This window comes from Trueperaceae bacterium (genome assembly GCA_036381595.1).
In the GTDB taxonomy this organism is placed as follows: domain Bacteria; phylum Deinococcota; class Deinococci; order Deinococcales; family Trueperaceae; genus DASVCN01.
Window position 1 is genome coordinate 1 of record DASVCN010000011.1, and the last position, 22745, is coordinate 22745.

Annotated in this window: 21 protein-coding genes; 11 read left to right on the forward strand and 10 right to left on the reverse strand. The window is 66.4% G+C overall.

The genetic code is table 11. The annotated features are described in order from the left end of the window. Window positions 1-69: 69 nt before the first annotated feature. The 4 genes from VF168_02660 to VF168_02675 form a co-directional block, all read right to left on the reverse strand. On the reverse strand, window positions 70-1023 hold the full coding sequence (locus tag VF168_02660) for a serine/threonine-protein kinase (protein ID HEX7003071.1): 954 nt from the start codon (window positions 1021-1023) through the stop codon (window positions 70-72). Between the two features lie 44 nt (window positions 1024-1067). After that, entirely contained in the window at window positions 1068-1742 is a 675-nt protein-coding gene (locus VF168_02665) for a metal-dependent hydrolase (GenBank protein HEX7003072.1), read from the reverse strand. Window positions 1743-1924: 182 nt separating this feature from the next. Further along, a complete protein-coding gene (locus tag VF168_02670) occupies window positions 1925-2278 on the reverse strand; it encodes a hypothetical protein (protein ID HEX7003073.1) in 354 nt (117 codons plus the stop codon). A 111-nt stretch (window positions 2279-2389) separates the two neighbouring features. After that, window positions 2390-3106 (reverse strand): PHP-associated domain-containing protein, encoded by a 717-nt coding sequence (locus VF168_02675; GenBank protein HEX7003074.1) that lies wholly within the window; start codon window positions 3104-3106, stop codon window positions 2390-2392. 253 nt (window positions 3107-3359) lie between these two features. Here VF168_02675 and uvrA point away from each other — a divergent pair, with 253 nt between their 5' ends. The 8 genes from uvrA to VF168_02715 all read left to right on the forward strand — a co-directional run bounded on the left by uvrA (window position 3360) and on the right by VF168_02715 (window position 12260). Further along, entirely contained in the window at window positions 3360-6236 is a 2877-nt protein-coding gene (gene uvrA, locus VF168_02680) for an excinuclease ABC subunit UvrA (GenBank protein HEX7003075.1), read from the forward strand. A gap of 132 nt (window positions 6237-6368) precedes the next feature. After that, the gene (locus VF168_02685) at window positions 6369-6866 is read left to right on the forward strand and encodes a hypothetical protein (protein ID HEX7003076.1); all 498 of its coding nucleotides are present in this window, start codon (window positions 6369-6371) and stop codon (window positions 6864-6866) included. A 5-nt stretch (window positions 6867-6871) separates the two neighbouring features. Continuing rightward, window positions 6872-7834, forward strand: a complete 963-nt coding sequence (locus VF168_02690) for a YhjD/YihY/BrkB family envelope integrity protein (GenBank protein HEX7003077.1) — start codon at window positions 6872-6874, stop codon at window positions 7832-7834. Between the two features lie 148 nt (window positions 7835-7982). Next, entirely contained in the window at window positions 7983-8612 is a 630-nt protein-coding gene (locus tag VF168_02695; protein HEX7003078.1) for a lysophospholipid acyltransferase family protein, read from the forward strand. 66 nt (window positions 8613-8678) lie between these two features. Then, window positions 8679-9008: an HU family DNA-binding protein gene (locus VF168_02700; GenBank protein HEX7003079.1), complete on the forward strand. Its 330-nt coding sequence runs from the start codon at window positions 8679-8681 to the stop codon at window positions 9006-9008. A gap of 220 nt (window positions 9009-9228) precedes the next feature. Continuing rightward, a complete protein-coding gene (sdaAB, locus tag VF168_02705; GenBank protein HEX7003080.1) occupies window positions 9229-9960 on the forward strand; it encodes an L-serine ammonia-lyase, iron-sulfur-dependent subunit beta in 732 nt (243 codons plus the stop codon). Beyond that, a complete protein-coding gene (gene sdaAA, locus VF168_02710; protein HEX7003081.1) occupies window positions 9957-10835 on the forward strand; it encodes an L-serine ammonia-lyase, iron-sulfur-dependent, subunit alpha in 879 nt (292 codons plus the stop codon). The genes sdaAB and sdaAA overlap by 4 nt, the downstream gene beginning before the upstream one ends. A 45-nt stretch (window positions 10836-10880) precedes the next feature. Beyond that, window positions 10881-12260, forward strand: a complete 1380-nt coding sequence (locus VF168_02715; GenBank protein ID HEX7003082.1) for an NAD(P)/FAD-dependent oxidoreductase — start codon at window positions 10881-10883, stop codon at window positions 12258-12260. A gap of 119 nt (window positions 12261-12379) precedes the next feature. On the opposite strand, the gene VF168_02720 is transcribed toward VF168_02715, so the two are convergent. From VF168_02720 to VF168_02735, 4 genes are read right to left on the reverse strand one after another with little or no spacing between them, the layout of a single operon-like run. After that, the gene (locus tag VF168_02720) at window positions 12380-12814 is read right to left on the reverse strand and encodes a PPC domain-containing DNA-binding protein (GenBank protein HEX7003083.1); all 435 of its coding nucleotides are present in this window, start codon (window positions 12812-12814) and stop codon (window positions 12380-12382) included. Next, on the reverse strand, window positions 12792-16154 hold the full coding sequence (locus tag VF168_02725) for an FAD-binding and (Fe-S)-binding domain-containing protein (GenBank protein HEX7003084.1): 3363 nt from the start codon (window positions 16152-16154) through the stop codon (window positions 12792-12794). The genes VF168_02720 and VF168_02725 overlap by 23 nt, the downstream gene beginning before the upstream one ends. Before the next feature lie 22 nt (window positions 16155-16176). Further along, on the reverse strand, window positions 16177-17250 hold the full coding sequence (locus VF168_02730) for an enolase C-terminal domain-like protein (GenBank protein ID HEX7003085.1): 1074 nt from the start codon (window positions 17248-17250) through the stop codon (window positions 16177-16179). A gap of 23 nt (window positions 17251-17273) precedes the next feature. Beyond that, the gene (locus VF168_02735; protein HEX7003086.1) at window positions 17274-19070 is read right to left on the reverse strand and encodes a thiamine pyrophosphate-requiring protein; all 1797 of its coding nucleotides are present in this window, start codon (window positions 19068-19070) and stop codon (window positions 17274-17276) included. A gap of 100 nt (window positions 19071-19170) precedes the next feature. Here VF168_02735 and VF168_02740 point away from each other — a divergent pair, with 100 nt between their 5' ends. Further along, the gene (locus VF168_02740) at window positions 19171-19968 is read left to right on the forward strand and encodes an inositol monophosphatase family protein (GenBank protein HEX7003087.1); all 798 of its coding nucleotides are present in this window, start codon (window positions 19171-19173) and stop codon (window positions 19966-19968) included. A 6-nt stretch (window positions 19969-19974) separates the two neighbouring features. On the opposite strand, the gene cysK is transcribed toward VF168_02740, so the two are convergent. Continuing rightward, entirely contained in the window at window positions 19975-20919 is a 945-nt protein-coding gene (cysK, locus tag VF168_02745) for a cysteine synthase A (GenBank protein ID HEX7003088.1), read from the reverse strand. Window positions 20920-20982: 63 nt separating this feature from the next. Here cysK and VF168_02750 point away from each other — a divergent pair, with 63 nt between their 5' ends. Continuing rightward, window positions 20983-21294, forward strand: coding sequence for a hypothetical protein (locus VF168_02750; protein HEX7003089.1), 312 nt, complete (start codon window positions 20983-20985; stop codon window positions 21292-21294). Between the two features lie 57 nt (window positions 21295-21351). Continuing rightward, a complete protein-coding gene (locus VF168_02755) occupies window positions 21352-21597 on the forward strand; it encodes a PspC domain-containing protein (protein ID HEX7003090.1) in 246 nt (81 codons plus the stop codon). A gap of 35 nt (window positions 21598-21632) precedes the next feature. Here the strand turns inward: VF168_02755 and menC are convergent, their stop codons facing one another. After that, window positions 21633-22742 (reverse strand): o-succinylbenzoate synthase, encoded by a 1110-nt coding sequence (gene menC / locus VF168_02760; GenBank protein ID HEX7003091.1) that lies wholly within the window; start codon window positions 22740-22742, stop codon window positions 21633-21635. Window positions 22743-22745: the final 3 nt, after the last annotated feature.

A 22745-nucleotide genomic window follows, 5' to 3' on the forward strand; every position in this document is an offset into this window, starting at 1 on the left:
TGCGAACGACTGCGGGTCGTGGACGAGTTCCTGGGGAACTGATCGACGCGATGTGCCGGGCGCCCGGGCTCAGCTCTCCCGCTTCTTCCTGAGCCAGCCGAACAGCCCCGTGCCGCGCTTCTCGCGCTTGTCTTCGTCGGCTTCCTCGGGAGCAGGCTTGCGCTTGCGGCTGGCCCGGCCGGTGAGCTCGGCCGGCTGCCTCTCCGGTTCGGTCAGTCGCGCCGCCGCCATGAACGCTTTGCGGAACTCCTGGACCGTCCTGTAGCGGCGCCCCGGATCTCTCGCCATCGCCTGGGCGATGACCTTCGATTCTTCGCGGCTGATCTCCTCACGCAGGTGGGAAAGGGCTTTCGGGAATGCGGACAGGTGGGCCATCATCAGATCCTCGTACGACTCCCCCTGGAAGGGCCTGACGCCAGCCATCACCTCGTAGGCGAGGATCCCGAGGCTGTAGATGTCGCTCTGTACCGTCGGCGGTTGACCCTCGAAGATCTCGGGGGCCATGTAGAAGGCCGTTCCCACCCGTTCCCAACTATCGTCGCCGATATGCATGCCGGTCCCGAAATCGCCCAGTTTGGCGCTACCCTCGCCCGTCAGGAACACGTTCGCCGGTTTCACGTCACGGTGCAGCACCTGACGCGAGTGGCTGTGCTCGAGCCCCCGGGCGACGTCGACTATGAGCTGACGAGCACGCTCCAGAGGAACATGCCTCTGCTCCAGGAGCAGGTCGCCCAGAGTGCCCTGCGAGCAGTACTCGAGCACGAGGAACGCCTTGGCTCCGGTGGGCGCCCCGTCGAGGCCCGACACGACGTTAGGGTGGCTCAGGCCCAGGGTGATCTGCACCTCGTTCTCGAACATCCGCCGCAGAACCGGCTGCGAGGCGAGCTCCTCCCGCGGAAGCTTGAGGGCGACCTTGCCCCAACTGGCGTGCTGTGCGAGGAAGACGTGGGCCGTCTGCCCCGAACCGAGCTCGGTGAGCACGCTGTATCCGGTTGGCACGTGGGCGGGCGTTCGGTCAGACATCTAGCGCGGAGTCCGAGGGTTCCATGGGGGCGGCGGGTTCCAATCTACAACTCAACCGTTCCACCGGGCTGGAGCGGAAGGCATTCGCCGGCTCCGGCCGCGGTCACGCTCCGGGCGAACGCCTGCGGATCCTGGCAGATCAGGTCGAAGGTGTCGTAGTGAATCGGCACGACGCGTTCGGCCCGAAGCAGCTTGGCCGCTTCCAGCGCCTCCTCGGGCCCCATCGTGTAGTTCCCGCCGATGGGGAGGAACGCGAGGTCGAGGCCGAGCGAACCGATCAACTGCATGTCGCCGAAGAGACCGGTGTCGCCGGCGTGGTAGACACGCTTCCCTTCGGCCTCCAGGACGATCCCGGTCGGCATCCCTCCGTAACGTCCATCGTCGAACGAACTCGAGTGCCAGGCGGGAGTCAGCTTTACCCGTCCGAACGGGAAGCCGAAGAACCCGCCGATGTTCATGCCGTGCGTTCCGACGCCCTGCGGCTTCAGGGCGCGGCAGATCTCGACCATCCCGACGACTGTCGCGCCGCTGCGCTTGGCGATCCGCACCGCGTCGCCGACATGGTCTCCGTGAGCGTGAGTGATGAGTATGTAATCGGGCGTGAGCTCATCGACGTCGACGGAGGCGAGCGGGTTGCCCGAGATGAAGGGGTCGATGAGCAAGCTGTAGTCACCGGTCTCGACATGGACCGCCGAGTGACCCAGATAGGTAAGTCTCACGCCACCTCCCAGGAATGACGTCTGGTGAGCGGTTCAAGCCTACCATGCCCACACCTGTCGCCGCCGACCCACTCACCCGCTCCGGTCGGACAGGTCGCGTTCGGAGCGGCTCTTGTCCAGCTGGCCGACTTGGGGCCCGCTAACGCTCGACGCCAGGGGACGACGTCGCCGCTCCCCGCCGCTCAGGGGTGACGGAGCAGCACCAGCCAGAGGTAGTAGAGGACGGTCAACCCGATCGGCGCCGCCGCCAGCGCCAGCGCCGGCAGGTCCAGCTTGGCGAGGTAGAGCAACCAGGCGGCGAGACTCACCACCACCACGAGCGGCAGGGCCCAGAAGAGCACCAGGCTCAGACCCTCGAGGCCGAGAAGGTTGATCTGCCCGCCGTTCGTTTGCCACAGGTGGATGGCTCCCATGACCCAGAAGAGGGTGATGCCGAACGAACCGACGTTGGACAGAAGGATCCCGAAGAAAGTGAGTACCCTGTTCCCTTCGCGGGCGATCTCGTCGTTGTGGGCTTCGCTGTAAACGATGGTCATATCGCTCCTACTCGTTGCGCCCGCCAGAGCGGGTCGCCGTTCACTCAGCTACTACTGTTTTATCGTGCGGGCCGGGCCGAGTCCAGGTTCCCGGTCGGTTCCCCGTCGACATCAGTCACCGGCGATGAGCGCCTTCGTCTCCCCGCTCACGCGCTTCCAGCCACGGTACGCCGCCCGTCGGCCCCGGTCCCAGAGCTTGTAGGCGTAGGCCGCTACGGGATGGGTCCAGGTCCCCGAGATGGCGCCGGCACGTAGCGCCGCAAGCAGGTCTTCGGGGCCTTCGATCGGCCGGTCCGGGGTCTCGACCCAGGCGGTCCCGAGAGCCGGAACGATGTGAGCATCGGTTCCCGCCGATGCCGGCAGGTCACGCTCGGCAGCCCACTGGCTCGCCTGGGCGTTGCGCCTGGGATGCGATACCCGGGTATTGAAGACCTCGACGATATCTATCTCATGCGCGATCCGCTCTCGCGCCGCCGGCGAGAGGCGGTGCGTTTTGAGCGGATCGAAACCGTGGGGCAGGAGCACGAGGCCGCCCTGCTCACGGATCCGCTCCACTACCTCCTCGGGACTCAGGTCGGCCGGGATCAACTCCTCGAGGAACAGGCCGATGATCTCGCCCTCCCTCGTCGTGACCTCTTCTCCCACGATTATCAGGGGGTCGCCGGGCGCCGTGGACTTCTCCCTGAGCTCCAGCGCCCCCCAGATCTGATCGTGATCGGTGACCGCCTGCACCGCGATCCGCTGCTGTCGACAGCGGGTGATGACGCCGTCGAACTGGGACGAGCAGTCGTGAGACGCCTCGGTGTGGCAGTGGAGGTCGATGCGCATCGCTACTACCACCCTACCGGCCACAGCCCCGGCCACCATGCTCGAACGACCAATCTCTGAAGTTCGGTGGGTTCGCCGCGGCCCCACCAAGAGGAACCGAGCGGGTCCGGTGTCCGGCGCCCGTGCCGGTTCGCGCTACCAGAGGAGCGGGAGGGCCTGATATACTCGCATGTTTGGAGCGAGGCGAGCTGGGGCCCATCATCACTTCCTCGACCTTCCCTCTCCCCGCCGAGCGCGAAGGAGGCATCTCCAGTTGCAGGACCTTGTCATTCGCGGCGCGCGCGAGCACAACCTCAAGGACATCACGCTTCAACTGCCGCGTAATAAGTTCATAGTTTTCACCGGGGTCTCCGGTTCAGGTAAGTCGACCCTGGCGTTCGACACCATCTACGCGGAGGGGCAGCGCCGCTACGTGGAGAGCCTCTCGGCGTACGCCAGGCAGTTCCTGGGCGTGATGGACAAGCCTGATGTCGACGGGATCGACGGGCTCTCGCCTGCCATCTCCATCGATCAGAAGACCACCTCCCACAATCCGCGCTCCACGGTCGGCACCGTCACCGAGATCCACGACTACCTGCGTCTCCTGTTCTCGCGCGCCGGAACGCCCCACTGCCCCGTATGCGACCGGCCCATCCAGCGCCAGTCGGCCAGTGAGATCGTCGAACAGCTGCTGGGCCGCTTCCCGGACGCCCGGGCGATGATCCTCGCCCCGGTCGTGCGCGGCCGCAAGGGGGAGTACCGCAAGCTGCTGGCTGACCTCAAGAAGGAGGGCTTCGCCAGGATCCGCCTGGACGGCGAGGTGCAGACCCTCGACGAGGCGCTCACAGGCAACATCGAACGGTACGAGAAGCACGACATCGACCTGGTGATCGACCGGGTGCTGCTGAAGGAGGACGACCGCTCGCGGATCGCGGAGAGCGTGGAGCTCGCCCTGGTCAAGGGCGAGGGGCTCATGCGGGCCTGGATGCCGGAGGACGATTCCAAGGCCGGTGTTGAGGAGCTGTTCAGCGAGAAGTTCGCCTGCCCCGAGCACGGCACCTTCCTCGAGGAGCTCGAACCCCGGGTCTTCTCCTTCAACTCACCGTACGGCGCTTGCCCGCGCTGCAGCGGCCTCGGGTACCTTCAGCAGTTCGACCCGAAGCTGATAGTCCCCGACGACACCCTCTCGATCGCGGAAGGCGCCATCGCACCCTGGAGTGGCGGTCGCAGCGACGGCAACAAGGTGTTCTACTGGGACCGGCTCAAGGCGCTCGCCGAGATGCTCGATTTCGACCTGCAGACCCCCTGGAAGGACCTGCCCGAATCGGTGCAGAAGTCGATCCTGGAAGGCAGCGCGGAACCGGTCGACGTCGTCTACAAGCGCGGCGGCCGCGAGACGATGCGGTTCAAGGCCGAGTTCGAGGGCGTGATCGGCAACCTAGACCGGCGGCTCAAGGAGGCGGCCAGCGAGTACGCCCGGGAGCGGCTCGAGGAGTTCATGTCGCTGGTGGCCTGCCCGCACTGTCACGGCAGCCGTTACAAGCCGGAAGTGCTGGCGGTGCGAATCGCCGACAGCAACATCGCTCAACTCTCCGGGATGACGGTGCTCGACGCCCGTCGTTTCTTCGCTGAACTCGACCTGCCGGGACCAGCGGGCGCCATCGCCCGGCCGATCGTCCGGGAGGTCAACTCGCGCCTCGGTTTCCTCGAGGACGTTGGCCTCGACTACCTGTCGCTCGACCGCAGCGCCAACACTCTTTCTGGGGGGGAGGCGCAACGGATCCGCCTCGCCACCCAGGTGGGCTCGGGCCTCACCGGAGTCCTCTACGTTCTCGACGAGCCCTCCATCGGCCTCCACCCCCGTGACAACGCGCGGCTGCTTCGAACCCTGCTGAGCCTGCGCGACCTCGGCAACACCCTCATCGTCGTCGAGCACGACGAGGACACGATGCGGGCGTCCGACTACATCGTCGACCTTGGGCCGGGCGCCGGCGTCCACGGCGGCGAGGTGGTCGCCGCCGGCGTGCCGGCCGAGCTCACCCGTCACCAGAACTCGCTTACCGCCGCCTACCTGAGGGGCGACCTCAAGATCGACGTGCCGAAGAAGCGACGCGAGGGCAACGGCAAGAGGCTCAAGATCGTCGGCGCCCGTGAGCACAACCTCCAGGGGATAGACGTCGAGATACCTCTGGGCACGATGACCTGCATCACCGGTCCTTCCGGGTCCGGCAAGTCTACCCTCGTCCACCGCATCCTGCACGCCAGTCTGGCGAAGCAGCTCTACCGGGCGAAGGCCCAACCCGGCAGTCACGAACGGATCCTCGGCACCGAACACCTGGACAAGGTCATCGAGATCGACCAGAGCCCCATCGGCCGGACACCCAGATCGAACCCGGCCACCTACACCGGCATCTTCACCGACATCCGCGATCTGTTCGCCCGAGCGCCCGAGTCCCGCAAGCGTGGCTACAAGGCGGGCCGCTTCTCGTTCAACGTCAAGGGCGGCCGCTGCGAGGCGTGCAAGGGCGACGGGACCGTGAAGGTTGAGATGTACTTCCTGCCCGACGTCTACGTGCCCTGCGAGGTCTGCAAGGGCGCGCGCTACAACCGCGAGACGCTGGAGGTGAAGATCCGCGGCAAGTCGATCTCCGACGTGCTCGAGATGACCGTCGACGAGGGACTGGAGTTCTTCGAGAACATCCCCAACGTCGCCCGCAAGCTGCAGCTCATGAAGGACGTTGGCCTCTCCTACATCAAGATCGGCCAGCCCTCCCCCACCCTCTCCGGTGGTGAGGCACAGCGCGTGAAGCTGGCCTCGGAGCTGGGCCGCCGCTCGACCGGCAAGACCCTCTACATCCTCGACGAACCAACAACGGGTCTCCACTTCGACGACACCCGTAAACTCCTGGATGTTCTTCACAGGTTGGTCGACGGTGGAAATACACTGGTTGTAATCGAACACAACATCGACGTGATCAAGACCGCCGATTGGATCGTCGACCTTGGACCCGACGGCGGAGCGCGCGGTGGCCGGGTCGTAGCCGAAGGGACGCCCGAGACCGCCGCTGCGGACCACGATTCGCCCACGGGCAAGTTCCTTCGCCAGGTACCCGAGATCGCCGAGAGGATCCAGGTCCGGGATGTCGCCTGAGGCTCCGCTAACAGGAGGGCCGCGGACCGGTTCAGGGGCAGGCGCGGGTCGGGTGGTCCCAGCGCCGAACTCCGGTGCGGCGAGGTCGAAAGTCGCTCATCGGCCCACGGAGCCTTCGGGTACGATGCAGCGATGACGAGCGGGGCCCCTGCGACGCAACGGTTCATAATCGGAGTTTTCCTGTTCCTGGCGGCGGTAGTCTGCGCCGTCGCGCCGCTGCCATTAGCCTTCCGCAGCGCCGGCATACTCTTCTTCTCATACCTGTCGTTCGCCGTCGGGGGATCGGCGGCAGCCCACTTCACGGCGCTACTGGCGCCACCGATCGGACTGTTGAGCGGGGACCCGGAGTGGCTGATAATGCTGCCGGTGGTCCTCGCCTGCAACCTGCTGGCGATGATCGGCCTCGAGTTCGCGTGGCGTTACGCGGCGCTCCTGGTGTCGCCCCTGCTGCAGGCGATACCGCAACTGGTCATCGTCAACCTCAGCGACCAGGAGCTGTTCGCAGTCGATCTTCCCTGGGAGCCCCGGGCGCAGGTTTGGATCGCACTGCACATCCTTACAGCTCTCGCCGGAGTACTGGTGGCCGTCTACCTGGACCGCCGGCGCGAGCGACAAGCCGTCACAGCGTAGGCAAGATGACGTCGCTCCGCGGGCTCCGCCACAGCGCGTTGTGGGAGTTCGGGGTGCGGCTGGTGAGGCGCTTCCGGGCGTCTTACCTCACCATGCTGGCGGCGGCGCTCGCCTACTACGCCGCCTTCTCGCTCGGCCCACTGCTGCTGCTCCTGGGCGGCTGGCTGGCCGTCATCCTGCAGACCCGTCCGGAGTTGGCCGGCCGCTACCGGCTGGTGCTGGCAGACCTCGTCAACCAGGTGATGCCTCTTCAGGAGAACACCTCGGAGGTGGTCTCGCGAAACTTCGAGACGATCCTCAACCAGCTCTCGGAGGGCGCCCTCCTGCGAACCGTCCTGTCGTTGCTGATCCTCATCTGGGCCGCGAGCGGCTTCTTCACCTCGCTGCAGCTCGCCCTCGAGGTGATCTTCGACGTCAGCGAAACCCGGAGCTTCCTGCGCCGGCGTCTCGTGGCCGTGCTGCTGGTGGTGGCCGTGGCGCTGGTGATCGGCGTGGAGATAGTCGGCGGCGCCCTGCTCTCCTCCCTCTCCCAGGTCTCCGACCTGATCGCCTCCCGGATGCAGGTGCCCGACGTCGAACTGCCGAACCTCGTGCCCCTCTGGTTCACCCGGGCGTCGTCGATGGTGCTGCGCCTGGCCGTCGCTGCACTCGCGTTCACCCTCGCCTTCCGCTTCCTTCCCCGCCGCTCGAGCAGCTGGACCGGCGCCCTCGTAGGGGGCTCCTTCAGCTCGGTAACCATCGCGGTCACCCGAGAGCTGCTGCTCCTGACCTTCGACACCGACCGCTTCAACGTCATCTACGGCGTCATCACCAGTGTCGTCGTCACCCTCCTCTGGCTCTACCTGGCGCTGCTGATGTTCCTGGTAGGTGCCCTCATCACCGCCGAGATAAGCGCCTGGCGCCGCGAGCGTCCGGGAGTACCGCACGAGACGACCGGACTGGGGCGAATTCACGAGCCCGAGGATTGACCCTCAGCTCGGGGGTCGCGGAACTCCACATGGCGCTCTACCGCCAGGTTCGCCGTCCCTGCGACGTCCATGTATCCGGTCTGAACGCCATCACGGCCGGTAGGTGCGTGATTCTGAGCGGCTGAAGGGCTGGCGTACAATGACCGCCATGGAGACGATCACCCGCTTCATGCAGCGCGCCTGGTTCTTCTGGCTGGGACGGACCGCATTCCTCTTCTACGCCAAGCTGTTCTACGGCATCGAGGTCGAGGGGGCGGAGCGGGTGCCACGGAAAGGCGGACTGGTAGTCGCCAGCAACCACTTCTCGTCGCTGGACCCTCCCGTACTCGGCGTCTCGGTGCCTCGTGAGATCAACTTCATGGCCAAGAAGGAGCTCTTCGAGAACCGCTACCTGAGGGCCCTGATGCTGGGCCTCAGGGCCTATCCCGTGGACCGGTCGCGCAGCGACATGAGCGCGATAAAGCACTCGCTCAGGCTGCTCAAGGAGGGCGTGGCGGTCGGGATCTTCGCCCAGGGCACCCGGAACGCCGGGGACGTCGAGGCGCTCGACGGAGCTTCCTTCCTCGCCATCCGCGCCGGGGTGCCGCTGCAGCCCGCCGCCATCTGGCGTGAGGGCCGGCGCTTCCACGTCCGCTTCGGTGAACCGATAGTGCCGCGGGAAGGGAAGCGCAGCGAGATGCAGGCGCTCACCAGGGAGTTGATGAAGCGGGTGAACGAGCTGCTGCCCGGGAACGAAGCGATAGGCGGCGATGTCCGGGAGCCGGTCGAAACCCGTTAGGGAGCCGCGCGGCGCCCGCGACGCGCGCCCTGGCAATCTTGCTCAGCCGCTTGGGCACGTGATAGAGTGTCGGCCAAGTCACAATCGAAGAAGGAGGAGGAGATGGCGAAACAGCGGACCGTTTCGAAGGCCGAACTTGTCGACATGGTGGCGGGCGAGACGGGCATCCGTAAGAAGGATGTCAAGGAGGTCGTCGACAACGTGCTGGCCAAGATCAGCAGTCATCTCGACGACAACTACAAGGTCCAGCTCACCGGCTTCGGCACCTTCGAGGTCCGCGAGCGTAGGGCCCGCAGCGGAGTGAAACCGGGTACCCGTACCAAGATCGAGATCCCGGCCAGCAAGTACCCCGCCTTCAAGCCCGGCAAGAGCCTCAGGGAACGCGTTCGCAGCTAGCGCGTCTCCCGGACGGCGTGGCAACGGGCCGTCCTCCCCTTCTAACGCCGCGCCCGATCCTCCGTCGGGCGCGACTTTCGTTCGGCCTGCGCCCCGGTAGCCCCCCGGCCCGCCCGACGCCGTAAGCACGCACCTGCCAGGCAGGAGGTCTGGGGCGAAATTCGCTGAACCACCCGGAACGCTGGGCAAGGATGTGGTCTGCTAACCTGAAGAGGAGACCATGGGATTACTGGACGTGATCGGACCGGTGATGATCGGCCCCTCCAGTTCACACACCGCGGGCGCATGCCGACTCGCGCTGCTGGCGCGCCGCATGCTCATCAGCGCGCCCCGTCATGCGGAGCTCACTCTCCACGGCTCCTTCGCCAAGACAGCTCGCGGTCACGGCACCGACAAGGCTCTGGTGGCGGGCCTGCTGGGCATGTTCCCCGATGATCCGCGGATACCGCAGGCTCCCGAACTGGCCCGGGCCGCCGGGCTGGAGGTCGCCTTCGCCACAGCCGACCTCGGTGACGTCCACCCCAATACCGTGCGGATCGAGCTGAGCTCCCCGGAGGAAGAGGTGAGCATGATGGGCTCGAGCCTCGGCGGGGGGATGGTGCGGGTCTTCCAGGTGAACGGGTTCGAGATCGACTTCTCCGGAAGTTGCTACGCGCTCCTCATCGAGCACAACGACCGTCCTGGGGTGATAGCCCGGGTAGCGAGAGTGATCGCGGACGACGACGGTAACATCGGCCGGCTGCATTCGGCCCGGCGGCGCAGGGGCGGGCAGGCGATGATGTCGGTCGAGGTCGACAAGCACCTGTCGCAGTATGTCCTCGACTACCTCACCAACCTCCCGTACATCTCCTGGGTGAGGATGTTGCCCGAGGTCATGAGCGGCGAACAACGGGGCGAGCTCGGCCAGGGGACGCAAGAGGGCGATGTCGTTACCGAAGGGGGCAACCTGTGAACAGGAACGAGCGGCTGAGCGGACTCGACGAGCTCGACCTCGGCCGACTGGCCCAGTTCGAGGGCCCGGCCTCGACCGCGATCCTCGACGAGGAAACGGGCGGAGACGCGAGCGCCAGGGTGGCGCTGCTGGCTGGGATGCGAGGGCGCCTGGCAGAGATGCGCGACTCGGTGGAGAGGGGCCTGGCGAACGACGCTCCGAGCCGAACCGGGATGGTTGGCTGGAACGCGAAGCGCCTGTGGGAGGCCGAGGACAGCCTCGGTTCGCCGCTTCTCAAACGCGTGCAGGCTTACGCGATGGCGGTCAACGAGGAGAACGCGCGCATGGGCCGGATCGTCGCCGCCCCTACCGCGGGAAGCGCCGGTACCCTGCCTGGCGCGTTATTGGGCGTGGCCGACCATCTGGGCCTGGACGACGAGCAGCTCCTCGCACCGCTGGTGCTGGCCGCCGGCATCGGACAGATAATCGGCCGCAGCATGTTCATCGCCGGCTCCACCGGCGGCTGCCAGGCCGAGATCGGATCCTCGGCGGCCATGGCCGCGGCAGCGGTCTGCGAACTGATGGGCGGCCTTGCCAGGCAATCGGTGCACGCAGCCGCTCAGACGTTGATGAACAGCATCGGGCTGGTCTGCGATCCGGTGGGAGGTTATGTCGAGGTTCCCTGTGTGAGCCGCAACGCCTTCTACAGCGTCCACGCGGTAGCCTCGGCTCAGCTGGCGCTGGCCGGCGTCGAGTCGCCCATCCCGCCCGACGAGGTGGTGCAGGCGATGGCTTCGGTCGGGCGACTGTTGCCTCCGGAACTGCGCGAAACAGGCGAGGGCGGCCTCGCCGACACTCCCACCGGTCGCCGCATAGCCCTCGAGATGGCCGACTGAGGGCGAGCAACGCGCCGATCGCCGGGCGCGGCCGAGGAGACCGATATGGCAGTCCACCTCCAACACGCCGGTAGGCCGCGGGTAGTCATCGTAGGTGCCGGCTTCGCGGGCCTCTACGCCGGAAAGACGCTGCGAGACAGCCCGGTCGAGGTCCTCCTCCTCGACCAGCACAACTACCATACTTTCCAGCCGCTCCTCTACCAGGTGGCGACCGCGATGCTCGAGCCGGAAGAGATCGCCCGTAGCGTCAGAGGGGCGTTCCAGCGCCAGAAGAACTTCGCCTTCCGCCAAGGCACCGTCACGGGTGTCGACTGGGAGCGGAAGCAGGTGTTGCTGCACAGCGGAGACGCGGTCGACTTCGACTACCTGATCGTGGGCGCGGGCGCCATCTACAACGATTTCGGCACCCCAGGTGTGCGGCGCCACTCGCTCTTCCTCAAGAGCCTGAGTGAAGCGGTGAACATCCGCTCGCACGTACTCCGTCAGTTCGAGAGGGCGGCCGCCGATCCGACTCTCCTGGACGAGGGGGCGCTCAACTTCGTGATCGTGGGTGGCGGACCCACCGGGGTCGAGATGGCCGGCGCCATGCTGGAGCTCTTCGACCGAGTACTCCCGCGCGACTATCCCGAGGTCGACGTGAGCAAGGCGCGGGTGATCCTGCTGGAGATGGCCGATGCCCTCCTCCTTCCCTACGTTCCGCGACTGCGCCGGTACACTGAGAAGGTGCTGCGCAAGCGGGGTGTCGAGGTGCGGTTGGGCACGGCCGTCGAAGAGGTGCGGGAGAATGCCGCGGTACTGGCCGGCGGTGAGGTCATCCCGACGAAGACGGTCATCTGGGCCGCCGGGATCCGGGCCCACCCGCTGGTAGCGGCGCTGGACGCCGAGCTCACCCGCGGCCACCGAGTGAAGACCGAGCCCAACCTGTCGCTGCCGGGACGACCGTACGCCTTCGTCGCCGGTGACGCCTCGGGAGCTACCGACGAAGAGGGCGTTCCCTTCCCGCAGGTGGCGCAGGTGGCGATCCAACAGGGGAAGCATGCCGCCCGGGAGGTGCTGAGGCACCTGCGAGGCGAGCCCAGTCAACGGTTCAGATACGACGATCGCGGCAACATGGCGATCATCGGGCGCAACGCCGGCGTGGCGCAGCTCTCACGCAAGTTCGCCAACCTCAAGTTCAGCGGTTTCCTCGGTTGGCTGGGTTGGCTCTTCATCCACCTGATCTACCTGCCTGGACACCAGAACCGTTTCAACGCCGTCATCAACTGGACGTTCAGCTACCTGACGTTCGACCGCCACTCGCGACTGATCGCCGAGATGGTCCCCTCACCGGGCGAGGTGATCAACCGCACCCTCACGCCGGTCGACGACGAGGAGATGGTCGAACGGCGCGCCGAGGATGTACGCGAGGTGGCCGGAAGAAGCTGATGTCGCTGTCGCTCCCGAGCGGCCGGAGGCGAATCTGATCTGACTCGACCGGTCGGGACGTCGTGAACGATTCCTGCCGATGAGCCGGGGCCCGCGGGATCGGACGCCGACCGGTCGCGCTAGCGCGGATCGAGGAGCGGTAATCCGGTGGTCGGATCGTGGCGTCGTTGCAGGTGACGGGGTGATTCCACCATGAGCACCTCGAGCGTTGGCCTGACCCGGGCTTCGAGCAGGTGACCGCCCGCAGTGGAGCCGTCACGCCGGCCTACGACCACGTGGGCGTGGAGCAGCGGCTCCCCCTCCCACAGGGCGACGTCGCCGATGAGGGACAGGAGTTCGACCTGCTCGTCGACCACGATCGGCTGGTACTCCCTGCTCTCCAAGTCGAAGTAGCCGAGCCGAGCGTGAGAGAAGGCGCCGATGGCGGTGAGCCTTGCGGCCGAGATGGAGCGCCGCCGGACGTACTCGGTGAGAGCCTCTGTCACTAGTTCTCCGGAATCGAACACCAGCGCATGCGTTCGTTCCTCGTCCTCAGTAAGCAGCTTGCCGCGCACGTTCCCTCCTTCCCGGATCCCGACCGGAGTCCGGTCGCCCGTGAGCGACCGACCTCCTCCGCTGCACTCGAGCGGCGAGCAAGCCGGCCCCGAACCCGACTGTCGAGGCGCAGAGCAGGAGCGTCAGGGGCGCGATTCCTTGCTCGACCTCCTGCCCGGCCAGCGAGTCCTCCGGGTAGGCGGTTCCGCCCTCTGAGCGCATGGCCAGGCTTACAACCTGGGCCAGGTGGAGCGCCCGCCTATCGGTGCCCTGAGCGATCTGCTGCTTGCAGGAGAAGCCGTTGGCGATTATCAGCGTTTCCGGACCGGCCGATCGCACCGCCGGCAGGAGTACCCTTTCGCCGGCCCGCATCGACACCTCGTACTTCTCGCTCTCGAAGCCGAACGAGCCGGCCATCCCGCAGCAGCCGGACTCCAGCACGTCGTAATCCAGACCCAGCTTCTTGAGGCAGGCGATCTCGGCGTCGAGCCTGATCACCGATTGGTGATGGCAGTGGGCGTGCACCAGCGCCTTCTTGCCGAGCCGGGGCAGCTCGATGTCCTGCCGTTCGATGAATTCGCTGAACAGGTAGGCGAGTCTCGCCAGCCGCCGAGCATCCATGTCGTGAGGGAAGAGTCCCGGCAGTTCGTCACGGAAGGCGGTGATGCAGCTTGGCTCGAGTCCCACTATCGGTATGCCGGCGCGGATGTAGGGCCGCAGCGTTTCGAGCGTCCGGCGCCACAGTCTCTTGGCCGTGTCGAGCATCCCGAACTCATAGAGGGGACGGCCACAGCAGAGGGAGCGGGGCGGAAGCACGACGCGGTAACCCCACTTCTCGAGCAGCAGCGTGGCGTCTACCGCGACCTCCGGCGTGAAGAAGTTGTTGAAGGTGTCGGGCCACAGCATCACCGTTTGACCGAGGAACGGCTGTTGCGCCGAGTCGGCGTTCACGATCGCCGCGCCCGGATCCTGATCGTAGGTGTCGGACCTGAACCTCGGCACCTCCTCGTGCCTGACGTGGCCCGTTCCACCGGCACGACGCTGCCCGTCCGTTCGGGAACCCAGCGCTCCCGCGTGGCTGCTGACGAGCGGAACCCCTTCCCGATCCTGCTGGTACCGATCCCGGCCGGTATCCCGGAACCACTGACGGAAGTTACGCCGTGCGAAGGGAGGCAGTTCGCGTTCCTGGGCGATGCCACCCACCGACTTCGCCAGGGAACTCAACAGCGGGGTCTGGGTGACGATGTTGGCCAGGCCTGGCATGAGCGAGGCGAGCCGCGCCCACCAGTAGATGAGGCCCATGCTGAAAGCGCTGCGGGGACGCCGGTGGTACCGGTAGTAGTGAGCCAGGAACTCCGACTTGTAGGTCGCCATGTCCACGTTCACCGGACACTCGTTCTTGCACGCCTTGCACGACAGGCACAGGTCGAGCGCTTCCTTCACCCTGGTGTCGCGAAGACCTCGCAACTCATCGCCGTTCAGCATCTCGAACAGCAGCCGGGAGCGACCCCGAGTCGAGTGTTCCTCCTCGAGGGTAACCATGTAACTGGGGCACATAACGCCGCCGTCGCCCCGTCGACACTTCCCTACCCCCACGCAACGGGTGACGGCGTCAGCGAACGAGCCCTGGTCCTGAAGGAAGCTGAAGTGCGTGGAGACCTGCAGCGGCTCGTACGCCGGTCCCATGCGCAGGTTCTGGTCGGCACGGTAGGAGTCGATGAGCTTCCCCGGGTTCATCCGCCAATCCGGATCCCAGATCCGCTTGAACTCCCGGAAGGCCTCCATCAGCTCGCCGCCGAACATCTTCTCCAGCAGTGGTCCCCGTGCCTGCCCGTCTCCGTGCTCTCCGGAGAAGGAGCCGCCGTAGTCGAGGACCAGCTGTGCCGCCCTTTCGAGGAAGGCGGTGAACTTGCGAACGGCGGGGGCGGAATCCAGTCCGAAGTCGATGCGGCAGTGCACGCACCCCTGACCGAAGTGTCCGTACAGGGCGGCATGGTACCCGAAGTCGGTGAGCAACGACCGGAACTCCCGCAGGTAATCCCCGAGCCTCTCGGGCGGGATGCCCACGTCCTCCCAGCCTGGATTCGTGGTGGGCATGTCGGGGATGTGGGCGGTTGCGCCGAGCCCCGACTCGCGGACATCCCACAGCTTTCTCGCCTCCCACTGCTCCTCGTACACCCGAACGGACGGAGCATCCTCGCGCTCCGAAAAGCGTTCGGCCAGCTCCCGCGCCCGCCGCAACGCCTCCTCCTGGCTGTCGGCGCCGTACTCGACCAGCAACCAGCCACCGCCCTCCGGCAGCAGGTCGACGTCGTGCGGGTGAAGTCCCTTCCTCTTCATGTAGCCCACCAGGGTGTCGTCCATCCCCTCGACGCCCACCGGCCTCGTGCCCATCACCTCGGTCACGTGGTCGGCGGCAGAGAAGATGTCAGGGTAGCCTAGGACGACCAGTGCTCGCTCGGGCAGTTGCGGCACGAGCTTCACTGTCGCCTCCAGGATCATGACGCAAGTTCCTTCACTTCCCGCGATGGCACGCGCGGCGTCGACTCCTTCCTCTGTGAGCAAGGCGGGCAAGTTGTAACCGGAGACGCGCCTGGGGATGTCCGGGAAACGACTACGGATCTCTTCACGGTAGCGGTCGCGGAGGCTCCTGAGCCGACTGTAGATCTCCCCTTCCCTGCCGGCACTCCTGCTCGCCGCCTCGAGCTCTTCCTCGTCCATGGCGCAGAGGGTCAGTCGGATCCCGTCGTAGGTGACGACGTCCAGACTCGCGATGTAATCCTCGGTGCGCACGCCCAGGCCGTAGTACTGACCCATCACGGAGTGGATGCCGCACGAGTTGTTGCCGATCATCCCGGCGATCGTGCAGTGGCTGTGTGTGGCCGGGTCGGGTGGGAAGGTGAGCCCATGCTCACCGGCCGCGTCCCTCAGATCGTCCAGCACCACGCCCGGCTGGACCCGCGCGGTCCGCCTCTGAGGGTCGACTTCCAACACGCGGTTCATGTACTTCGAGCAGTCGACGATCACGGCTTCGTTGCAGGTCTGGCCGGCCAGGCTGGTGCCGCCGCCGCGCGGGGTTATGGGGGCGCCGTGAAGCCGGCAGATCCGCAAGGTGGCGATGAGGTCAGCCGCATCGACCGGGAGCACCACACCGATCGGCACCTGGCGGTAGTTGGAGGCGTCGGTCGAATAGGCTGCGCGGCTGCCCCGGTCGAAACGGACCTCGCCGCGGATACCGGCCCTTAGGTCGCGTGCGAGGTCGAGGCCGTACGGAGGCAGAGTGGCCGCCGAAACCTGCCAGGTCGATAATCCCGTCGCCACGTCGCTCATCGCCCGCTCCCGGGCCCCTGTCTTTTCCACTGCCCCTCCCCCTTCGCTTCCGTCAGACGGCGTACCGATGCGCCGTCTGACGCCTCAACTGGAGTCCGTGGCCATCTCGCCCCAGGTTTGGCCGCATCGTCCCGCCTTCGGGCGGTCGGAAGCCGTCGAAGATCATCTCCTCGATACGCGCGTGGTCGAAGAAGTACTCGATGTGGCGCAGCTGCGGCAGGGCGCATGCGACCTGCAGGCTCAGCGCCGGGGCGGTGTGCGCCGAGAGCGGCAGGTCGAAAGCATCGCAAAGAGCAGCTACTCGCAGGAAACCGGTGATCCCCCCGCACCTGGTCAGGTCGGCCTGGATCACGTCTACTGCTTGCGCTGCCAGCATCCGCCGGAAGTAGGCGAGGTCGTATCCGTACTCGCCGGCGCTGACGTCCATCCCTCCCGGGGAGCGGTCGCGTAGCATGCGCAGACCCTCCAGGTCGGTCGAGGAGACCGGCTCCTCGAACCAGCTGACGCCCTCCTCGCCGAACCGTTCTGCGAACCCCAATGCCTGCTTCCGCGCGTAGGCGCCGTTCGCGTCCACGAACAGCTCCGCGTCCCCTATCGCCTGGCGCGCCGCCCGGACCCGCTCGGCGTCGGCATCAGGCTCGCGGCCTACCTTCATCTTCACCCGGCCGATCCCCTGTTCCACCCAACCGCTCAGCTGGCGCTGCAGCTCATCGAGTGAATAGGATGTGAAGCCGCCGCTCCCGTACACCGGTACCTCGAGCCGAACCACTCCCAGGAGCGACGCGAGCGGCAGCTCCAGCAGCCGTGCCTTCAGGTCCCAGAGCGCGGTGTCGACCGCCGAGAGGGCCATCGCGGAAACTCCCGCCCTCCCCTGATTGCGCACGGCCATCGCCATCCGCTGCCAGGCCGCCTCGGGTGAGAACGCATCGCAGCCCACCACCGCCTGTGCCAGGAACTCTCGGGTGAAAGTGGCGGTGGCCAGCGAGGCGTAGCTGAAGCCGAGGCCACGGCAACTGCTGGCGACTGCCTCCACGACTACTACGGTCGTGCTCGTCCACTCGAAGGTGCCGTCCGACTCCGGTTTGTCGGTCGGCACCCGGTAGCAGAGGATCTTGAGTTCGTCCACGCGCCTCTTCGGCGCCCCTCTGCTCACGGTCGGGACCGGCCGGGGAACAATCCGTCGACTGCCTCCTTGAAGGTCTGTCTCACGATGCCTGCCAGGTCGGGGTCGCCCTTCGCCAGGGCCGAGAGGTAGTGACGCGCCTGCTCGACGGTTATGTGCGGCGGCAGGGTGGGCACGTCAGGATCGGTCACCGCCTCGAGCACGAACGGCCTGTTGGCGCTCAACGCCTCATCCCAGGCGGCCCCGATCTCCTCGGGGTCCTCGATCCTCACGCCCCGCAGACCCACGAGTTCGGCGTAACGAGCGTAGTGCAGGTCCTCGAGATCCTGCGACGCCTCGTACTTCGGATTGCCGGACATCGCCCGCATCTCCCAGGTCACCTGGTTCAGATCGCGGTTGTTGAGCACCAGTATGACGAGCCGCGGGTCGCTCCACTCGCGCCAGTAGCGGGAGATCGTCACCAGCCCGTTGTTTCCCAGCATCTGCATCGCGCCGTCTCCCACGCAGGCGATGACGGGACGGTCGGGATGAACGAACTTGGCCGCCACCGCATAGGGAACCCCCGGGCACATGGTGGCCAGGTTGCCCGAGAGGCTGGCCATCATCCCCCGCCGGATCTTGAGGTCCCGAGCGAACCAGTTGGCCGAGGAACCCGAGTCGGCGGTGATGATAGCCCCGTCCGGCAGGCGGGGTGAGAGCTCCCAGAAGACCCTCTGCGGATTGATCGGATCGGCCTCGTTGAGGGCCCGGGCTTCCAATACCCGCCACCACTCGTCGACCGCGGCCTCTATTCGCTGCAGCCACGACCTGTCCTCCTTGGGCTCGAGTCGCGGCAACAGAGCCCGGAGGGTGGCCCGGCTGTCGCCGTGCAGGCTCACCTCCATCGGATAACGGATGGACAGCATCTTGGGTTCGATGTCTATCTGCACGCCGCGGGCCTGACCTTCACGGGGAAGGAACTCCGAGTACGGGAAACTGGAACCGACCATCAGTAGCGTGTCGCACTCCTCCATCAGGTCCCAGGAGGGTTTGGTGCCGAGGAGTCCCAGCGAGCCCGTGACGAACGGCAGGTCGTCGGGCAGTACGGCTTTGCCCAGAAGCGCCTTGGCCACTCCCGCCCCCAGGCGCTGGGCGACCTCGATCACCTCGTCGGCCGCCCCGAGTGCGCCTGCTCCGACGAGCATCGCCACCCTCTCGCCGTCGTTCAGAACGTCTGCCGCCCGGTCGAGCTGCTCGTCCGTGGGCAGCACGAGCGAATGGGAGTGGCCAACGCCGCTGTGCACCGCCCCGTGCTTGCGGGGCGGCACCTCGACCGCCTCGAGCTCCTGGACATCCTTCGGAACGATAAGACAGGTAACCGTGCGCTCGGACCGGGCTATCCTGACCGATCGATCCACTAGGTGCCTGATCTGCGCCGGATCGGTGGCCATGTGAACGTACTCGCCGGCCACGTCCTTGAACAGGTTGAGTAGATCCACCTCCTGTTGTGAATGGCCTCCGAGCGCCATGCGGGCCTGCTGACCAACGATCGCCACCACCGACTGGTGATCCATCTTCGCGTCGTAGAGCCCGTTGAGCAGGTGAATGGCGCCGGGACCGGAGGTCGCCAGGCACACTCCCACCTCGCCGCTGAACTTCGAGTGGGCGCATGCCATGAAGGCGGCCATCTCCTCGTGACTCGTCCGCACGAACGCCGGCATGCCGTTCGCGCGGTCGAGTGCCCCCATGATGCCGTTTATGCCGTCACCGGGATAGCCGTAGATCCTGCGGATGCCCCACTGGGTCAAGCGGGCAAGCAGGAAATCGCTGACATTGCCTGCCACAACAGGATTCTCCGCCCGGCCCCCGGACCCCTCCGGGACGCCGGGCACACTCTGACTCGTAGTCGGCTGCTCACGAGGACGGCGTCGGTATAGTTGCCGAATGACCGATCAGCAGACCGAGTACCTCCACACCGCCGTGCGGGCCGCCCAGGAAGCTGCCCGGATCCACCGCTCCAATATCGGCGGGGAACTGGATGTGAGCACCAAGTCGAACATCACCGACCTCGTGACGAAGGTCGACAAGCTGTGCGAGGAGCGCATCCGCGAGGTCATCGCCCAGCGCTATCCCGAGCACGCCGTCCTGGGCGAGGAGCAGGGCGGCCCCGGCAGCGAAGCCGAGTACCGCTGGATAGTCGACCCCCTCGACGGCACCGTCAACTACACCCACGGTTTCCCCTTCTACTGCGTCTCGATCGCCCTGGAGATCCGCGGGCGGGTCGAGGTAGGAGTCGTTCTCGACAGCGCCCACCACGAGATGTTCACCGCCGTGCGGGGGAGCGGAGCCTATCTCGACGGGGCGCCCATCCGGGTTTCGGCCGAGAGCGATCCCGCCAAAGCGATGCTGGCCACCGGTTTCTCCTACGACCCTGAACGGAAGATCGAGAACGCCGAGGTGTTCATGCGGATGCTCCCCGAGACGAGGGCGATCCGTCGTCCGGGCGCTGCCGCACTCGACCTCAGCTACGTGGCCGCCGGCCGGCTCGACGGCTTCTGGGAGCTGACCCTCAACCCCTGGGACGTCGCCGCCGGTGTGCTGATCATCGAGGAAGCTGGTGGCAAGGTCACCGGCGCCGGCGGTGAGCCCTACCGGTTGAGCGACCCGGTGCTGATCGCTTCCAACGGCGCCCTGCACGAACGGCTGGTGGAGTTGCTAGCACTCCACGGGGTGCGGGCCTGACTCGCCCTAGCCGTCCTCCGCCGCGAACAGTTCGGTAGAGACGTAGCGGGCGCCGCTATCGGCTGCCATCGTCACGACTACCTTTCCGGGACCCAGCTCGCGAGCTACCTCGAGTGCCGCATGAACGGTCGCTCCTGAGGACATCCCCACGAAGATCCCCTCCTCCCGCGCGAGGCGCCGGGCCAGCGGGAAGGCGTCCTCCTCGTAGACCATCCGGCAGCCGTCGAGCAGGTCGAGGTCGAGATTCCCGGGGATGAAGCCCGGACCCATCCCCTGGAACTTGTGCTGACCCCGTTCGTAGCCGTTGATGACGGCACTCCGACCCGGTTCAACGGCGATCACCTGGATCCCGGGATTCTGCTCCTTCAGGTAGCGACCGATCCCGCTGATCGAGCCGCCGGTCCCGGACGCCCAGACGAAGGCGTCGATACGGCCCTGCATCTGCCCCCAGATCTCGGGGCCCGTCACGCGGTGGTGGTAGGCGGGGTTGGCCGGATTCTCGAACTGGTTCGGCATCCAGGCGCCCGTCTCTTCGACCAACTCCTGGGCTCTGGGGATGGCGCCCTGCATGCGGAGCTCTCCCGGGGTGAACTCGAGTGCGGCGCCGTAGGCCCTGAGGGTTCGGACCCGCTCTTCGCTCATGCTGTCGGGCAGGACGATCAGACACCTGTAACCCCGCACCGCAGAGATGAACGCCAGGCCTATCCCGGTGTTGCCCGATGTAGGTTCGACGATCAACTGGCCTGAACCGGGCGTTAGGATGCCCCGCTCCTCGGCGTCAGTGATGAGGCCGAGCGCGGTACGGTCCTTGATGCTGCCGGCCGGATTCTGCCCCTCGAGCTTTATCCACACTTCCGCCATCCCCGGTTCGACGACTCGGAAGAGGCGGATCATCGGCGTGTGGCCCACGAGGCTGTCGAGCATGCGCGGAGGAGCTGTCTCTGACTTCATGATAGCAGTCTATCGGCGGGCGCGGAACGCGGGTGTCGGCGGTGCTCGAGCTACTATTCAGGCATGGGTGAGCGGGAGCTCTGGCAGTTCTTCAGAGAGGTCCGCGACGCCGTGGCCCAGGGCAATCGCGGCGCCAAGGAGCAGCCCTACCGGTCGGGTACCTTCATGGTCACCGCCCGTGCCGGCGAGGTCGAGCTGACCGTCAAGGACATCAGCGAGGAGGACGCGGTGCTTATCGCCGGCGAACTCAACGAACGCGGGGTCAGGGCGCTCGTGAACGGATCGGTCCTGTGTCCTCACTGCGGGGAGCGGGTCCCGGAGCAGAGCTTCTGCGTGCGCTGCCGTAGGAAACTGGCAGGGGAACTCCAGGAGTAGCTTCCCATCCTACTTTCGGAGGACAAACCGCCGGAGCATGGGCTGTAGACTTGCCCCATGAACGACAAGAAGCTCGTACGCTCGAAAACGGACAGGATGATCGGTGGCGTCTGCGGGGGCCTGGCGCAATACCTGGGGGTCGACTCGACCATCATCCGGCTGGTGTTCGCGGTTCTGCTGGTCTTCGGCGGAGGCGGCGGCATCCTCTACCTGATCCTCTGGCTGGTGATGCCCGAGGAGGGATCGACTCCCGCACGCCCACCGGAGCAGACCGACACCACCAACCCGCCCGACCAACACTGAGGAGCGAATGTGGGCCGCTCAGGCGGCTCGGCCCCTCAGCCCGATGAGAACTCGCTGCTCCTGACGCTGAACCGCTCGAGCCGCTCGCGGTCCAGCTCGACTCCGATGCCAGGGCCTTCGGGGATCTCCTGGAAGCCGTCACGGGCGTCGAGCCAACGGTCGACCACGTCCTCTTCCCAGTAGCGGCTCGCCGAAGCGGTGTCGCCCGGCAGACGGAACCCTTCGAGGGAGCTCAGGTGGAGGTTGTGTGCCCGGCCCACCCCGAGCTCGAGCATGCCCCCGCACCAGACGGGCGCCCCGAAAGCTAGAGCGACGTCGTGCACTCGGCGCGACTGCAGGTGACCCCGCACCCTGCCCAGCTTGACGTTGATGACCCGGCCGGAGCCGAGCTCCAGCCCCTTGCGGGCATCTTCCGGTGAGTGGATCGATTCGTCGAGGCAGATGGGAGTAGAAACCATCTCCTGAAGCTTGGCGTGGTCGACGAGGTCATCGAAGGCGAGCGGCTGCTCGATGTAGTCGAGGCCCAGCTCATCGAGCTCCTCGAAGACGCGGCTGTCGGTGAGTGTGTAGGCGCTGTTGGCGTCGACGGTGAGAGGCATCTGGGGCAGAGCCTCCCGTACAGCCCGCAGAGGCTCGACGTCCCAACCCGGCTTGATCTTGAACTTCAGTCGGCGGTAGCCCTGTTCGGCGTGGCGGAGGGCCGCCTCCACCGTGGCTTCGATGCTCTCCTGTATCCCGATGGAGGCGCCGACCGGGTGCCTGGTGCGGTGGCCGCCCAGCATCACCCAGAGTGGCAGTCCGGCAGCTCGCGCCTGAAGGTCCCAGAACGCCGTTTCGAGGGCCGCCACCGCCATGTTGTGCCCGCGGATAACGGAAAGGGACGAGAGCAACTGGGCGGGCGTGGCGAACTCCTTGCCCACGACCCGAGGCAGGATATAGCGTTCGAGCGCCAACCAGGCGGTGTCCCCCGTTTCGTAGCTGTAGCCGGGTACGTTCCCCGCCGTGACCTCGCCGTACCCTTCGGTCCCCTCTCCTCTGACGGTGACGATCACCTTGCGCAAGTCCTGTTCGACGCCGAAGCTGGTTTCGAAGCGGAACTTCAGGCGCACCGCCAGTTCGCGGAGCTCTACCCGTTCGATCCTCATGCC

Coding starts and splice junctions, on each gene's coding strand:
- VF168_02660 (HEX7003071.1), bottom strand. CDS start 1,023: ATGTCTGACCGAACGCCCGCCCACGTGCCAACCGGATACAGCGTGCTC.
- VF168_02670 (HEX7003073.1), bottom strand. CDS start 2,278: ATGACCATCGTTTACAGCGAAGCCCACAACGACGAGATCGCCCGCGAA.
- VF168_02675 (HEX7003074.1), bottom strand. CDS start 3,106: ATGCGCATCGACCTCCACTGCCACACCGAGGCGTCTCACGACTGCTCG.
- VF168_02685 (HEX7003076.1), top strand. CDS start 6,369: ATGACGAGCGGGGCCCCTGCGACGCAACGGTTCATAATCGGAGTTTTC.
- VF168_02690 (HEX7003077.1), top strand. CDS start 6,872: ATGACGTCGCTCCGCGGGCTCCGCCACAGCGCGTTGTGGGAGTTCGGG.
- VF168_02695 (HEX7003078.1), top strand. CDS start 7,983: ATGGAGACGATCACCCGCTTCATGCAGCGCGCCTGGTTCTTCTGGCTG.
- sdaAB (HEX7003080.1), top strand. CDS start 9,229: ATGGGATTACTGGACGTGATCGGACCGGTGATGATCGGCCCCTCCAGT.
- VF168_02715 (HEX7003082.1), top strand. CDS start 10,881: ATGGCAGTCCACCTCCAACACGCCGGTAGGCCGCGGGTAGTCATCGTA.
- VF168_02740 (HEX7003087.1), top strand. CDS start 19,171: ATGACCGATCAGCAGACCGAGTACCTCCACACCGCCGTGCGGGCCGCC.
- cysK (HEX7003088.1), bottom strand. CDS start 20,919: ATGAAGTCAGAGACAGCTCCTCCGCGCATGCTCGACAGCCTCGTGGGC.
- VF168_02750 (HEX7003089.1), top strand. CDS start 20,983: ATGGGTGAGCGGGAGCTCTGGCAGTTCTTCAGAGAGGTCCGCGACGCC.
- VF168_02755 (HEX7003090.1), top strand. CDS start 21,352: ATGAACGACAAGAAGCTCGTACGCTCGAAAACGGACAGGATGATCGGT.
- menC (HEX7003091.1), bottom strand. CDS start 22,742: ATGAGGATCGAACGGGTAGAGCTCCGCGAACTGGCGGTGCGCCTGAAG.